The 15,171-nt window shown below is 52.6% G+C and carries 13 protein-coding genes; 6 read left to right on the forward strand and 7 right to left on the reverse strand.

The features are described from left to right. Nucleotides 1–719 precede the first annotated feature (719 nt). On the reverse strand, nucleotides 720–1,541 hold the full coding sequence (locus tag OH144_RS18020; RefSeq protein WP_266203669.1) for a glycoside hydrolase family 25 protein: 822 nt from the start codon (nucleotides 1,539–1,541) through the stop codon (nucleotides 720–722). Between the two features lie 196 nt (nucleotides 1,542–1,737). On the opposite strand from OH144_RS18020, the gene lptB reads away from it, so the two are divergent. The 3 genes from lptB (at nucleotide 1,738) to OH144_RS18035 (ending at nucleotide 4,459) form a co-directional block, all read left to right on the forward strand. Then, nucleotides 1,738–2,469, forward strand: a complete 732-nt coding sequence (gene lptB, locus OH144_RS18025) for an LPS export ABC transporter ATP-binding protein (protein WP_266203670.1) — start codon at nucleotides 1,738–1,740, stop codon at nucleotides 2,467–2,469. Nucleotides 2,470–2,521: 52 nt separating this feature from the next. Then, nucleotides 2,522–2,902 carry a four helix bundle protein gene (locus tag OH144_RS18030; protein WP_266203671.1) on the forward strand — a complete coding sequence of 127 codons (381 nt, stop codon included), beginning with the start codon at nucleotides 2,522–2,524 and terminating at the stop codon, nucleotides 2,900–2,902. 72 nt (nucleotides 2,903–2,974) lie between these two features. Next, a complete protein-coding gene (locus tag OH144_RS18035) occupies nucleotides 2,975–4,459 on the forward strand; it encodes a GH3 auxin-responsive promoter family protein (protein ID WP_266203672.1) in 1,485 nt (494 codons plus the stop codon). Between the two features lie 401 nt (nucleotides 4,460–4,860). On the opposite strand, the gene OH144_RS18040 is transcribed toward OH144_RS18035, so the two are convergent. The 3 genes from OH144_RS18040 to gltX form a co-directional block, all read right to left on the reverse strand. Continuing rightward, a complete protein-coding gene (locus OH144_RS18040) occupies nucleotides 4,861–5,628 on the reverse strand; it encodes a TIGR00266 family protein (protein WP_266203673.1) in 768 nt (255 codons plus the stop codon). 136 nt (nucleotides 5,629–5,764) lie between these two features. Further along, nucleotides 5,765–6,136 carry a hypothetical protein gene (locus OH144_RS18045; RefSeq protein ID WP_266203674.1) on the reverse strand — a complete coding sequence of 124 codons (372 nt, stop codon included), beginning with the start codon at nucleotides 6,134–6,136 and terminating at the stop codon, nucleotides 5,765–5,767. Between the two features lie 133 nt (nucleotides 6,137–6,269). Next, the gene (gltX, locus tag OH144_RS18050) at nucleotides 6,270–7,811 is read right to left on the reverse strand and encodes a glutamate--tRNA ligase (RefSeq protein ID WP_266203675.1); all 1,542 of its coding nucleotides are present in this window, start codon (nucleotides 7,809–7,811) and stop codon (nucleotides 6,270–6,272) included. A gap of 189 nt (nucleotides 7,812–8,000) precedes the next feature. Here gltX and OH144_RS18055 point away from each other — a divergent pair, with 189 nt between their 5' ends. Next, nucleotides 8,001–9,014: a YihY/virulence factor BrkB family protein gene (locus OH144_RS18055; RefSeq protein WP_266203676.1), complete on the forward strand. Its 1,014-nt coding sequence runs from the start codon at nucleotides 8,001–8,003 to the stop codon at nucleotides 9,012–9,014. A gap of 537 nt (nucleotides 9,015–9,551) precedes the next feature. Here the strand turns inward: OH144_RS18055 and OH144_RS18060 are convergent. Beyond that, entirely contained in the window at nucleotides 9,552–9,932 is a 381-nt protein-coding gene (locus OH144_RS18060; RefSeq protein WP_266203677.1) for a RidA family protein, read from the reverse strand. Nucleotides 9,933–9,980: 48 nt separating this feature from the next. On the opposite strand from OH144_RS18060, the gene OH144_RS18065 reads away from it, so the two are divergent. Then, nucleotides 9,981–10,658, forward strand: coding sequence for a 3-hydroxyacyl-CoA dehydrogenase family protein (locus tag OH144_RS18065; RefSeq protein WP_266203678.1), 678 nt, complete (start codon nucleotides 9,981–9,983; stop codon nucleotides 10,656–10,658). A 791-nt stretch (nucleotides 10,659–11,449) separates the two neighbouring features. After that, complete coding sequence (locus tag OH144_RS18070) at nucleotides 11,450–12,073, forward strand: hypothetical protein (protein ID WP_266203679.1); 624 nt, start codon at nucleotides 11,450–11,452, stop codon at nucleotides 12,071–12,073. A gap of 67 nt (nucleotides 12,074–12,140) precedes the next feature. Here OH144_RS18070 and glmS read toward each other — a convergent pair whose 3' ends face one another. After that, nucleotides 12,141–13,976, reverse strand: a complete 1,836-nt coding sequence (gene glmS / locus OH144_RS18075) for a glutamine--fructose-6-phosphate transaminase (isomerizing) (RefSeq protein WP_266203680.1) — start codon at nucleotides 13,974–13,976, stop codon at nucleotides 12,141–12,143. Between the two features lie 293 nt (nucleotides 13,977–14,269). Next, nucleotides 14,270–15,082, reverse strand: a complete 813-nt coding sequence (locus OH144_RS18080) for a glycogen/starch synthase (protein ID WP_266203681.1) — start codon at nucleotides 15,080–15,082, stop codon at nucleotides 14,270–14,272. Nucleotides 15,083–15,171 lie beyond the last annotated feature (89 nt).

Genomic DNA, 15,171 nt, shown 5'->3' on the forward strand with positions numbered 1-15,171 from the left:
ATGCAACCCAACTGGCCCGCAGAGCCATACTTATACTTCGGCAATTCCGCTGTTCCGGACATCCGTGTCCGGAACCTAGGCTTATACTTTTATACTTTGCTGGCGCAAGCGTCCGCTTTTGCCTCTCTTAGCCGCTGCTTCCTGCAACTGGATACAAGCTATCCGTGCTAGCTGCCGTTCATCCTCCAGCCTTACAACCTACTTGTTTCATTTATACTTTCTGCTCTCAAGCCCGAGAGGGCTCGTCCTCGGGCATCGCGCTGGGAGCTTTTCCTTTGCTCCTGCGTCGCAATGTCTCGCTCACGCTCGCCACCGGAAAAACTCGCATAGGCGCTCAACCCAAGGACTGGGATCAAGTTCGATAGCGACTGCTATTACGACTGTGCCCTTGAGGGGACTACAGGGGTGTTAAAGCAGTAGCTATGAAACTTATACTTTAGCCAGAGCAGTTACAGAGCTCCCCTCCTTAGTTAAGGAGGGGTAGGGGTGGTTGGGCCCGGTATTACCAGCATAACTACCTGAGAGGGCTAGGAAGAGGTGAACAGGTTGCGGCTCGGATTTTATACTTCTTAATATGAAGTGGCGGGACGCCACCCGATACCACACACTCGCCGGAGGCGAGCGGAGGCTGCTTTGATACGTACACCTGATCAGATTCTGGTATAGCTATCTACAAACAGGCTCCTGCGATAAACGATCAACGAAAAACGAAATCAAACCTACGGCAGCGGCTGCAGGTGCTTTAGCTGCGAAAGCGGGCTTTCCTTATCGTAGCGGCTGTAGGCGGTGAACTCCGGCACACACAGCAGGCTCAGCTGCTCAAAGTCACCGGCGAAAAAGTTAATGTCCACGGCTGAGTTGATGCCGGCAATAGAGCCCCGGTCGGTGAACTGCCAGAACATCCAGCTGTCGGTGTGGTAGGTTTCAGGCTTTACGTCGCTGTAGCGGGCAATCCAGAAATGGTACTCCGGGAAGTGGCCTTTCAGGTAGCGGCGATAGTAATTTTGGCCGGTATAGATGATCGGGCGCACGCCATAGTGTGCCGTTACCGCCTCCAGCCAGGTGCGCACATCCCGGCGCAGTTGCTCCGGCGTAACTTCCCTGTCCATCACCTCCAGGTCCAGCACAGGCGGCAGGTCGCCGGGCTCAATCGTTACCGTACTTGTAAACAGTTCTACCTGCCGCGCTACCGGAATTTCAGGCTTGTAGAAATGATAGGCACCGCGCTTGATGCCATGGCGCTTGGTCTCCTCCCAGTTGCGGGCAAAGAAGGGGTCCTGCCGGTAATCACCTTCGGTGGCCTTTATAAACGAGAATGCCACCCCTGATTGGCTTACCATATCCCAGTCTACCTCTTTCTGCCACCTCGAAACATCGATACCCCTTACCACGGCGGTGCTACTGCTGCTATTGGTTGCAGATGCGGCTTTGGGGTTATTGTTGTCGGTGCCCGTAGCAGCTGCCACAGCTATACTGCTGCAGACCAGCAAACCTGAGAAGGCAAGCCTCCGGCAAGCTGAAAGGAGTAAACGTGATGTCATAAGTAAGGTTGTAGATTGTAAGCGTGTATTAAATTAAATATTAATCTTACACCATGCAACACCTGATTGTAAGGATTATACAGTTTGTTGGATTTGTTTTAATAGGAATTTCTTAATATACACATGGTATGACCTGGGGACTCCCTAACTGGCACGCCCGTTGCAGGATGCCGGCTTTATGCGTAATTTAGCCACAATGATACTGAGAGCAGAACACCTGATAAAGAAGTATAAATCCCGCACTGTTGTAAACGATGTGAGCGTGGAGGTAAACCAGGGCGAAATTGTAGGTTTGCTGGGGCCCAACGGTGCCGGTAAAACCACATCGTTCTACATGATCGTGGGCCTGGTGAAGCCAAACACGGGTAAGATTTACCTGGATAAAGAGGATATTACAGACCTGCCGATGTATAAGCGGGCCACGCGCGGCGTAGGCTACCTGGCGCAGGAGGCCTCTGTTTTCAGGCAGCTGACGGTGGAGGAGAATATCCTGTCGGTGCTGGAGATGACGGACCTGCCCAAGAAGGCGCAGCACGAGAAGGTGGAGGAGCTGCTGGAGGAGTTCTCGCTGACGCACGTGCGCAAGAATAAAGGCATCGTGCTGAGTGGCGGTGAGCGCCGTCGCACCGAGATTGCCCGCGCCCTGGCCGTAGACCCGAAGTTCGTGCTGCTCGACGAGCCGTTCGCCGGCGTAGACCCCATTGCCGTGGAAGAGATTCAGAGCATTGTGGCCAAACTCAAGAACAAGAACATAGGTATCCTCATCACCGACCACAACGTAAACGAGACCCTGTCTATCACCGACCGCGCCTACCTGCTGTTTGAGGGCAAGATCCTGAAAGCCGGCACCGCCGAAGAACTGGCCGCCGACGAGCAGGTGCGCCGCGTATACCTGGGCAAGCATTTCGAGTTGAAGCGAAAGATCTAAGCTTTGATGGGTAGTTGTTAATTGTTGATTGTTTTTCTCGTATGCCCTGTGTATGAAAGAGAAAAAGCATTTACAACTTAATGATTTGGAGGCGTACAAAGTGGCTTTTAGCCTAAGCAATTACGTCTGGTTCAGGGTAGATCAATGGGAGTTCTTTGCAAAGAAAAGTGTAGGTATACAGTTTGTTACAGCTATAGATAGTGTATCAGCTAACATTGCGGAAGGCTTTGGGAGGCACGGAAAGAAAGACAAGATAAATTTTTACCGCTACGCTCGAGGCTCTTTGTATGAATGCCTGGATTGGAATGAGAAAAGCCGTGTAAGGAAGCTGATTTCGCAGGAAGAGTATGAGCATGTTTTTGGCGTTTTACAGAGATTGCCTAAAATGATAAATACTTTGATAAAGCTGACAAACGATAACTTGAACGATTAGTTGTCAAGCAATTAACAATCAACAATCAGCAATTAGAACTTGGAGATTATAAATTCAATAGTAACGTGGGTGATGAAGAAGCGGATCCATGACATCGATCTGTTTCGGAAGTACCCGCATGAGGTGCAGCTGGAGCTGTTTCAGGACCTGATCAGCACAGCCAAGGGCACAGAATGGGGCAAGAAGTACGGCTACGGCGACAGCCTGAGCGTGCGGGAGTTCCAGGAGCGGGTGCCTATAAGCACCTACGAAGGCTTGTACCCTTACATTGAGCGGGTGATGAAGGGGGAGCAGAACCTGCTCTGGCCCACAAAAATTGAATGGTTTGCCAAATCTTCGGGTACCACCAACGCTCGCAGCAAGTTCATACCTGTCAGCCCAGAGTCGCTGGAGGATTGCCACTACAAGGGCGGCAAGGACATGCTCTCCATCTACGTCAACCTGTACCCCGACACCAAGCTCTTTACCGGAAAGGGCCTTTCCATAGGCGGCAGCCATCATCCCAGCGAGCTCAATGCAAAGGTAAACTGCGGCGACGTGTCCGCGGTGATCATGCAGAACCTGCCGATCTGGGCCGAGGCCATGCGCACACCACCCCTCAAAGTTGCCTTGATGGATAAGTGGGAGGAGAAAATAGAGAAGATGGTGGAGCTGACGGTAAAAGAGAACGTAACCAGCCTGAGCGGCGTGCCCACCTGGACCTACGTGCTGCTGAAGCGCATTTTGGCGGAGACGGGCAAAAGCAATATCCTGGAAGTATGGCCCAACCTGGAGCTGTTCACGCACGGGGCCGTGGCCTTTGGCCCGTACCGCCAGCTGTTCCGCGAGATCATCCCCTCCAGCCAGATGAACTACCTGGAAGTATACAATGCCTCCGAGGGCTTTTTCGGGATACAGGACCAGCGCGGCACCGAGGATGAAATGCTGTTGATGCTGGACTACGGCGTGTACTACGAATTTATACCCATGGACCAGTTGGAGGAGGAGCACCCTAAAACCCTCACCCTGGACCAGGTGGAGCTCGGAAAGAACTACGCCCTGGTTATTTCGACCAACGCCGGCCTGTGGCGCTATAAGATCGGCGACACCATCCGCTTTACAAGTATAGATCCATACCGCATCAAGATATCGGGCCGCACTAAGCATTTTATCAATGCCTTTGGCGAGGAGGTAATCGTGGAGAATGCCGAGGAAGCCATAACCGCCGCCTGCAACGCCACCGATGCCGTGATCTCTAACTTTACGGCGGCCCCTATTTACCTGGAGAGCGACAAACGAGGCGGGCACGAGTGGCTGATCGAGTTTGAAAAAGAGCCAAGCGATCTGAAACGCTTCACCCAGGTGCTGGACGAAAAGCTACGCGAGGTGAACTCCGACTACGACGCCAAGCGCCAGAACGACATAGCCCTGCAGGCACCGCTGGTGCATGCCGCTCCCAAAGGTACCTTCCTGAACTGGCTCAGCCACAAAGGCAAGCTAGGCGGCCAGAACAAAGTCCCCCGCCTCAGCAACAACCGCGAGTACTTGGAGGAGATCATGAGGTTAGGTAAGAGTTAGAAAGTTGGGAAGTTAGAAGGTTAGAAAGTGATCTAACTGCTTTCCTTGCTGTCATCTCGAGCAGCAAGAGATATATCTCTTTAGAATTCCAGATACCTCTCCTTCTGTCGAGATGACAGGAAGAGGGGAAAGTATAATTCCCCTCCTCGGAGGGGCTGGGGGTGGGTTTATACTTTGTAGGGACAGGTCGAGACCTGTCCGCGCTATGCCAGCAACTATGAAACGTAAACTTTAGCATGAGCAGTCGCAGAACTCCTCTCCTTAGCCAAGCCTTGGATCCCGGAATCGTTTCGGGAGAGGGGCAGGGGTAGTTGAAACAGCTTCCACAAAGTATAAAGCAGCAGCCCCGGCAAGTATAAACCTGCCGGGGCTGCCGCTTTTAAAGTATAAATCTATACTTTCTACTCCAGGAAGTTGCTCATAAAGCCGCCTTCCTTGTTGGCGTTCTCACCACGAGGCATTAGCGCCTCGATCAGCTTCTTCACCGGCATCGACTGCAGCCATACACGGCCTGTGCCGCGCAGCGTGGCCAGGAACAGGCCCTCACCGCCGAATATCATCGATTTCAGTCCTCCGGCACGCTGCACGCTAAAATCTATACCTTCCTCAAAAGCCACCACGCAACCGGTGTCCACGCGTAGGGTTTCGTTATTCAGCTGCTTCTCTACAATGGTGCCACCGGCGTGCACAAAGGCAAGGCCGTCGCCCTGCATCTTCTGAAGTATAAAACCTTCGCCACCGAAGAAGCCGGAGCCAAGCTTCTGGTTAAAGTGAATGCTGAGCTTGGTGCCCAACGCTGCTGCCAGGAAGGCGTCCTTCTGTGTGATCAGGGTGCTGTTGCGAGTGGCGCTCAGGTCTATCGGAAGAATGGTGCCGGGGTAGGGGGCCGAGAACGCCACGCGGCTCTTGCCATGCCCACGGTGCGTAAAGTGCGTCATAAACAGCGACTCGCCTGTAATCAAACGGCTGCCCGCCGAAACGAGCTTACCTAAAAAGCCCTGCGTGGGGTTGGAGCCGTCGCCCATTTTGGTTTCGAAGTCGATGCCCTGCTCCATGTATACCATGGCGCCGGCCTCGGCTATCACCGTTTCGTGTGGGTCCAGCTCAATCTCCAGCACCTGGATGTCATTGCCAAAAATCTTGTAGTCGATCTCGTGTGAGTTTCTCATAGTTGTAGTTTCGGATTTGTGATGGTAGAAAGTTAATTGAATTTTTAGAAACAGGACAAATAAAGCCGGTGCCCTACGTATAAAACACCGGCTTTACGAGCCTTAAAGTATGGTTTTACCGGAGGGAGCGCTTTCGCTAGTCCTCCTCGTCCTCTTCTTCATCGTCTTCCGCGCCTTTCTTGCGGCGGCGCGCTTTGGGCAGGTTTTTGTCGTCTTCCTCATCCGAAACCGAGTTGGTGCCGCGCACAAAGTCCTCATCGGTCTCTTCAACTTCCTCGCCTTCCTCCACGTGGTATTCTTCCTCCTCCCGCTTCGCTTTCTCGGCGGCATCGCGCTTCATCAGCTTTTTATCATCCACGTTCTGGTTCAGGAAATCATTGATCTTGTCGATGCTGTAGTTCGAGATGATCTCGCCGTGCTCATTCACCTTAATCTCAAATCCCTCCAAATCCTTATGCACCCGCGACTTTTTCTTCTCGCTTTTGCTCTCTTTTTTATTCTTAGCCATGATGTTTCTCGTGTGGTTATACTTAGATGTATAAGCGAGGCAGGTGTAATTTGTTGCAGGGCGGGGGCAAAGGGACATAAAAAAGGCCAGCCACAGGGGCCAGCCTTTCTCAAGCAAGTATGATTTTATACTTTTATGCGGATGCGTAGTGGCTCAGCTTGCTGATAGCGGTTTCGATGCGTCGGATGGTTTCCTCACGGCCGATCACCTCGATGATCTGCATCAGGTCCGGACCGGCCTCGGCACCTGTTACAGCCAGGCGCAGCGCCTGCATCACCTGCCCGATCTTCATGCTGTGGCGCTCCAGAATGCTTGTCAGCAGTTCCTTCACCGTGTCGGCATTGAAGTCCTGCAGCGATGGCAGCTCGTTCTTGAAATCCTCGAAAACAGCAACTGACGGGCTGTTCCACTTCTTGGATGCCACTTTCTCGCTGTACTCCTCCGGGGCCACGAAGAAGTACTTGGCCTCCTGCCAGAAATCCTGCGGGAACGATACGCGCTCCTTCATCAGGCCGGCAATTTTCTCGGCTTTCTCCGGTGTGGTAGTAATGTTGTGCGCTGCAAGCGCCTCGATCAGGTAGCCAGCCAGTTCGCTGTCTGGCTTGGCGCGCAGGTACTGCTCGTTAAACCAGCGGGCTTTCTGAATGTCGAAACGGGTGCCGGATTTACCGATACGCTCCACTGTGAACTCGTTCGCCAGTTCCTCCATTGAGAAAATCTCCTGGCTGGTGCCCGGGTTCCAGCCCAGGAATGCTAGGAAGTTGATGAAGGCCTCCGGCAGGTAGCCTGATTCACGGTAGCCCGAGGATATTTCTTTGCTAAACGGATCTTCCCAGCGCAGCGGGAACACCGGGAAGCCTAGCTTATCGCCGTCGCGTTTGCTCAGTTTGCCGTTTCCGTCCGGCTTGAGCAGCAGTGGCAGGTGGGCAAACTCCGGCATGGTGTCTTCCCAGCCCAGGTAGCGGTACAGCAGCACGTGCAGCGGGGCCGAAGGCAACCACTCCTCGCCACGGATCACGTGCGTGATCTTCATCAGGTGGTCGTCCACGATGTTGGCCAGGTGGTAGGTTGGCATTCCGTCCGACTTCATCAGTACTTTGTCATCCACAGAAGAAGAGTGCACCATTACCCAACCGCGAATCATATCCTTCAGGCGGATCTCCTCCTTACGCGGTACTTTCAGGCGGATCACGTAGGGCTCGCCGCTCTCCAGCTTCTGCTTCACCTCATCCTCTGGCAGGGTGAGGGAGTTCTTCATCGTCATGCGGGTGATGGCGTTGTATTGCGGCGTGGCTACCTTGGCAGCCTTCAGGCGCTCGCGCATCTCCTCCAGTTCCTCGGCCGTATCGAAGGCGTAGTAGGCGTGGCCATCGTTTATGAGTTGCAGGGCGTACTGCATGTACATTGGCTTGCGCTCCGATTGGCGGTAAGGGGCATAGGGCCCGCCTTTCCAGGGGCTCTCGTCCAGCTCAATGCCGCACCATTCCAAAGACTCACGGATGTAATCCTCGGCACCCGGCACAAAGCGGTTCTGGTCGGTATCCTCGATGCGCAGGATCATTTTACCGCCGGTTTTACGGGCCAGCAGGTAGTTGTAAAGGGCAGTGCGCACACCACCGATATGGAGAGGCCCGGTCGGGCTTGGGGCAAAGCGTACTCTAACTTCTCTTTCCATGTATGGTTATCTGATTCAGATCGTTCAAATTCGCTGCAAAGGTACAAAATAAAGTATCGTTTCGGTAACGGTAAAATGCTGCGCGCGTTGCAAAACACAAACGATAGCCATGCCTGGGGGAGCTTCGCGCTGCAAAGTATAAACATAATGGGCCGATTGCGTATCAGCAAGTAGTTTAAGCCGCACAGGATGGTAAAGAAGCGCGCATGGTTGATCTGGGGCTTGTTAAAGGAAGCCTCCCTGGAGTTCATTGACAACAATTCCTTCCAGAAGGGAGCGGCGCTGGCATACTATACCATCTTCGCGCTGCCGCCCATGCTCATTATCATCATTAGCGCGGCGGGTTACTTTTTTGGGGAGCAGGCCGTGTCAGGCGAAATCTACTACCGCATTAAGGAACTGATCGGCACCGAAGGGGCCTACTCGGTGCAGAAGATGGTGGAGAACGTGAACGAGTTCGGAGCCTTTAACCTGGCGGCAATCGTGGGCGTGATTGCGCTTTTTATTGCCGCCACGGGTGTTTTTATCTCCCTGCAAGATTCCCTGAACGAGATATGGCATGTAAAGCCGGTGCCCAAGCGCGGCTACGTAAAGCTGGTGCTCGACCGTCTTCTCTCCTTCGGGATGATCCTGACCATTGCCATTGTGCTGCTGCTCTCGCTGCTGGCCAACGCCATCCTGGTAGCCATCGGTGATTTCCTGACGGCGCGCTTTTCCGGTTGGATCGTGTATGTGCTGCATGTGGCTAACTTTGTTTCCGCTTTTCTGCTGATGTCGTTCCTGTTTGCCTGCATTTATAAGTTTCTGCCGGACGCCAAGATAAAGTGGCGCGACGTGGGGGTAGGGGCGCTGGTGACCTCGCTACTGTTCGTGCTGTTCCGCGGCCTGATTGGGTTTTACCTGGGCAAGAACGATATGGCCTCGGTGTACGGGGCGGCCGGCTCGGTGGTGGTCATACTTACCTGGGTGTTCTTTACCTCACAGATTATCTTTTTCGGGGCTGTGTTTACCTTTGTGTACTCCCGCAAGTATGGCCACAACATTTACCCGGCAGAGTATGCCGTGCGGGTAATACGGAAGGAGGTGGAGGTAGGCAACTCGGCGGTAAACGCAGAACCCGGCAAGCATGAGCGCGAAGTATACGGCGAGCCGGAGGTAGAGCCAACAACCGACAGCGAAGCTTCCAAGGGAGCGAATATCTGAGGGTTTGGGGGGGAGTTTACTTGCTGCTACTATACTTCCTTAGCCCTGCTTCCCGTAACCTGAAACAGGCTATACTTTCTAGCTCCCGTTCATCCTCCAGACATACAAACCTATTGTTTCACCTCTTACTTTCTGCTCTCAAGCCCGAGAGGGCTCGTCCTGGGGGTAGGGGCCCTCGATAAGGGCATCGCGCGGTGTACATTTCCTTTGCTTGACCTGCGGTCTCCGCAATTTCGCTAAAGCGAAACCGGAAATCTACAAGGCGCTCCACCCAAGGACTGGGATCAGATTCGATAGCTCCTGTTTTCTGTCATCTCGACCCCTGGGAGAGATCTCTTTAGAATCCCCGCTAGATCTCTCGCTTTGCTCGAGATGACAGGAAAAGGAGCAAGTATAGCTCCCTCCCCTGTTCTTAGGGGAGGGCTGGGCTGAGGTAATGAAGGGACAGTGGTGGTTAGATAAAGTATAAAAACAAAAGACAGAGAAGCCATACTTGCCAACTCTGTCTTTTGTCAAGAGATCCTTTGTCTTACGAACCTACTTCACTGCAATACACGAAATCTCCACGTTCACATCCTTGGGCAGGCGGCTTACCTCCACGGTTTCGCGGGCAGGCGGGTTGCTGGTGAAGTAGCTGCCGTAGGTTTCGTTGATCTTCCCAAAGTTGTTCAGGTCCTTCACAAATATGGAGCACTTTACCACATTGCTGAAGTCCATACCTGCTTCTGAAAGTATAAACTGCAGGTTTTTCATCACCATGTGTGTTTCTTCTTCGATGCTGCTGCTTACCAGCTCGCCGGATTCCTGGTTCAACGGAATCTGGCCTGAAACATAAAGTACGCCGTTAGCCATAGTTGCCTGGCTGTATGGACCGATAGGAGCCGGTGCCTTGGGAGAGTTGATGATGGTATGTGCCATAGAGGTTTGATTTTAGTTTGTATCTTTACTATCAAAAGTACAGAAAATATGCACATTGTTGTTTTGTCTGGCCCGGAAATGGCCGCTGAGTTCAAGCAAAAGTTTCAGGAGGAGCGGGAAGGTGTAAGCTATACTTTCCTGCAAAGCCATAGCCTGCTGGATGAGCAACTGAAACCCGCCGATGTGGTGTTTGATTTCCTGCTGCACGAGAATCCGGAACGCCTGAGCATGTACGCACCAGGGCAGGTAGTGTTCTGCAACGCTGCCACCGTGCAACTGGCCGCGCTGGCCAGCCAGGCAGACCTGGAGCAGCCTGGTATGTTAATTGGCTTCAACGGTCTACCTACATTGTTTAACCGTCCGGTGCTGGAGGTGAGCGTGCTGCACAAGGGCTGCGAGGCGAAGCTGCAGGAAGTATGCCAGACGCTGGGCACCGATTATTTGCTGGTGGATGACCGCGTAGGTATGGTGACGCCCCGCATCCTCTGCATGATCATCAACGAGGCCTGTTATACACTACAGGAGCAAACAGCCGGCATAGCCGACATAGATTTGGGTATGAAGCTCGGCACCAACTACCCGAAAGGCCCCTTTGAGTGGGCCAACCAGATCGGCGTAAAAAATGTGTACCAGGTGCTGCAGGCGGTGTACGAAGACACCAAAGAAGAGCGCTACAAGATTTGCCCCCTGCTGAAGACAAAGTATCTGAAAGGAGAGAGCTTCTAAAGTATAAGTTCTTCCAACGCCCCCTCCTATTAGGATGTGCTTTCTGCGGTGCCATATCCAACCACCTCTGGCCCCTCCCCCAAATAGGTATGAGATCCGCGACTTAGCTAAGGAGGGGGAGTATACTTACTGCCACATCTGCCATTGTTTTTCTTCTCTTTTGTCATCCTGAAAGGATCTTGGTGGAAGGGAGGTGAAGCTGCAGCTACAAAGTATGACCCCAGCCTTAAGCGCTACGACTTGCTTATGACGCAAGCATCCGCTTGAGCCTTACAAAACCCACCCCTGACCCCTCCCAAGAGGGGAATCTAACATCGCCCCAACCCTCTCCATTTCTCGAGCAGGGCGAGAGATCAATCTAGAATTCTAAAGAGATCTCTCCCATAGGTCGAGATGACAGCAAGGGCAGCGGCTATCGAACTGATACCCAGTCTTCCCGTTGAGCGCCTTGTAGATTTCTGGTGCCGAAGGCAGCCCGAGGTACGAGGGCAGGAAATGTACACAGCGCGATGCGGGAAGACGAGCCCTCGCGGGCTTGAGAGCAGAAAGTATACTATGGAACAAGTTGGTTGTAAAGCCGTGGATCAGCGGCAGCTACTAAGGATAGCTCGTGTCAAGTTGCGGGAAGCTGTGGCTAAGTTAAGGCACAAGCCGACGCTTGCGCCAGCGGGCTAAAAGTACAACCGAAGTACAAACCCCTGCTCACTACAATACTTTTAAATCCCTATACTTCTTATATTGACCCCGCATTCCTTATCTTGAGCAGCTACAACATATTTTACCCCAACCACATGAGAGCAACTTTACTCGCATTTATACTTTGCTTAACAGGCACCGGAGCCATGGCCCAAACCGACGAGGCTGCCAACTACCAGATCACCATCAACGGCAAAACCCAGGACATAGCCTTGGGCAAAGAGTATAAAATGAAGGTTAATGGCAAAGAGGTAACAGTAGCCGTGCAGCAGAAAGACATCCTTACTTACCAGGACGACTGGATATCGCTGCAGTATCCTAAGGGGCTTCAACCCGCCTTTGCCACACCCGACCCGGACCTGGAACAGATAACCCTTGTAACGGCCAACGGCAACGGCGTGCTGGTGCAGAAGTATAAAACCATCAACCCCACAGAACTGGTGGACCTGATGCTAAAGGAGGTAACGAACGAGGAGGTGAGTTTTGGCTACAGTATAACCGAGCAGCCTTTTGAGCGCAAGCTCAGGTCAGGGCAGCGGGTGAAAGGTAAGTCGGTGGAGCTAACGTATGGCAGCGACGTGCAGCACTATACGGTGGCGGCTTTGGGCGGGGATAATGAGGGCATCATCTTTATCACCATGCTCAACGCAGCGTATGACCATGAGGATCATAAGCTGATACAGCTGTTCCTGGACTCGCTGGCTTACAACCGCAACTAAACGTAGCTAGTATAAAACAGAAAAGGGAGCCATGCTTAGCTCCCTTTTCTGTTTTATACTTAGCAGGCTACTCCACCGTAACCGACTTGGCCAGGTTTCGTGGCTGGTCCACGTTACAGCCGCGCATCACCGCAATGTGGTAAGACAGCAGCTGCAGCGGAATTACAGACAGCAGCGGCATTAGGTGCTCGCTTGTCTCCGGGATCTCGATCACGTGGTCGGCCATGGCCGGGATGGTCGTGTCGCCTTCGGTTACAATGGCGATGATCTTGCCTTTGCGGGCTTTTACTTCCTGCACGTTCGATACGATCTTCTCATAAGAACTGTCCTTCGTGGCGATTACCACCACCGGCATCTGCTCGTCGATCAGGGCGATCGGGCCGTGCTTCATCTCGGCGGCAGGGTAGCCTTCCGCGTGGATGTAAGAAATCTCCTTCAGCTTCAGCGCGCCTTCCAGGGCAACCGGGAAGTTGTAGCCACGGCCCAGGTAAATGCAGTTGGGGGCGTCCTTGTACTGCTCGGCAATCTCCACGATCTGGTCGTTCAGCTTCAGCGCCTCCTCCACCTTGGCAGGGATGGTTTCCAGCTCCACCATCAGCTCATGGAGCTTGGTGGTCTCCAGGGTGCCGCGTTTGCTGCCGATGATCATGGCGATGAGCGTGAGGACGGTCACCTGTGCCGTGAAGGCCTTGGTGCTGGCCACACCGATCTCCGGTCCGGCGTGCGTGTAAGCACCAGCGTCTGTTGCTCTTGCAATAGAGGAGCCCACCACGTTACAGATACCGAAGATCGTAGCGCCCTTCGCCTTGGCCAGCTCCAGCGCCGCCAGCGTGTCAGCCGTCTCACCGGACTGCGATATGGCGATAACGATGTCTTTCTCGTTGATGATCGGGTTGCGGTAACGGAACTCAGAGGCGTACTCCACTTCCACCGGTATCCGCGCCAGGTCCTCGATCAGGTACTCGGCCACCAGACCGGCGTGCCAGGAGGTGCCGCAGGCCACTATAATGATTCTGTCAGCGTTTACGAACTTATTTTCGAACTCGCGGATACCCGACATCATCAGGTGGTTGCTCTCGGCAATCATGCGGCCGCGCATGCTGTCCAGGATAGAGCGCGGCTGCTCGAAGATCTCCTTCAGCATGAAGTGCTCATAGCCGCCTTTCTCGATCGACTCCAGCTCCATCTCCAGGTGCTGCACGTACGGCGTCTGCTTCACGTCTTCCTTGGTGCGGATGTCCAACTCCCCGTTGTTGATGATCGCCAGCTCGTAATCATTCAGGTATACTACCTCGTTGGTATACTCGATGATCGGAGTAGCGTCTGATGCCAGGAAATACTCGCCCTCGCCAATACCCACTACCAGCGGGCTGCCTTTGCGTGCCGCAATCAGCTGGTTCGGGCTGTCTTTGGCCAGTACCACAATCGCGTAAGCACCAACCACCTCGTGCATGGCCAGGCGCACGGCCTCCGGCAGCGTGCAGTCGTTGTTCGTTCGGATGTCCTCGATCAGGTTAATGAATACCTCCGAGTCAGTGTCCGACTGGAACGTATGGCCTTTCTCGAGCAGGAGCTTTTTAAGAGAAGCATAGTTCTCGATAATGCCATTATGAATAATGGCGATGTTGCGCGAGGTGGAGTAATGCGGGTGCGCGTTCACATCGTTCGGCTCACCATGGGTGGCCCAGCGGGTGTGACCCATGCCAATGTTGCCGTGCGTGTCCTGCTCAGCAATAAAGGCCTCCAGTTCGGCTACTTTGCCTTTCCTCTTGTAAACATTCAGGTCGCCGTTCATCAGCGCGATGCCCGCACTGTCGTACCCGCGGTACTCGAGCCTCTTCAGGCCCTTGATAATAATTGGGCTCGCCTCCCGATGCCCAACGTAAGCTACAATTCCACACATAGATTTTCTTTATTTTCTCTCATAGAAACACATAGGTAACTGCAAATGTACCTATTTCTTGTATATCTGTATCACTTCTCTCCTTTACCTTTGTGTTTTCTGTTGCGGCCTGTGCGCTAACTGTCATTTAGACAGGTGCTTATGCGAAACAAAAAAGGCTGCCGCTTTATCACAAAAATGTAATATAAGCGGCAGCCTCTTGTAATATTGTTTTACCCCTTTCTTTCCAAGAATACCCCTTACACTTCTATCGTTTACGCAGAGTGCAAAAAAGGGGTGAAGGGTGAATGGATTTATTTACTTAATTCGTTATACAAATTATAGTAATTATCCAGAAGAGTGTCGTCGGCGCAAACAGTGCTGATAGTCTTCTTCTTCATAAAGTCAGAGAATAGGGCGTTGATGTTATCGCTGAAATCCTCGTTTGTCTTGATAACTGCATCGGCATACTCCATTCCGCACTTAATAAAGGCATTCGTATCGGCAGACTCCAGGTGCGTCAGCATGCTGTCGTCAATGTCCAGCATCTTCACCTTCTCCAGCAAATCCTCGCTAAACTTGTGCGTATAGCTGTTGTTGTACACGGTGAACATCGACTTGGAATCTTTAAAGATAGGATCCTTCTTGTACGTGGTTTTCAGGTACATCGGGATCAGGCCCGTCATCCAGTCGTTGCAATGCACAATGTCCGGGGCCCAGCCCAGTTTCTTCACCGTCTCCAGTACACCCTTGCAGAAGAAGATGGCGCGCTCGTCGTTGTCCTGGTGGAATTTGTTGTTCTTGTCCACGAAAACCGACTTTCTGTGGAAATAATCTTCGTTATCAATAAAATAAACCTGTAGCTTCGCATTTGGGATAGAGGCTACTTTGATAACTAAGGGTTTTTCATCGTCACCCACGGCGATGTTGATGCCCGACAGACGCACCACTTCGTGCAAACGGTTCTTGCGCTCGTTAATGAGGCCGAACCGCGGAACAAAGATCCGGATCTCCATCCCTCGCTCCTGCATACCCTGCGGCAGTGTCTGTAAAAACTCTGCTACTTTCGTGGTTTGTAAGAAGGGATTGATCTCGGTGGCGGCGTAAAGGATTCGCAATTTTGACATGGGTATGGAATTAAGATTTTAATAAGCAACAGTATAGGGTCGTGCAAAATTAGTATTTTTTATTCTGATTTTCAATTTAAAACGCTGTA

The sequence above is a fragment of the Pontibacter kalidii genome (assembly GCF_026278245.1).
Lineage (GTDB): Bacteria > Bacteroidota > Bacteroidia > Cytophagales > Hymenobacteraceae > Pontibacter > Pontibacter kalidii.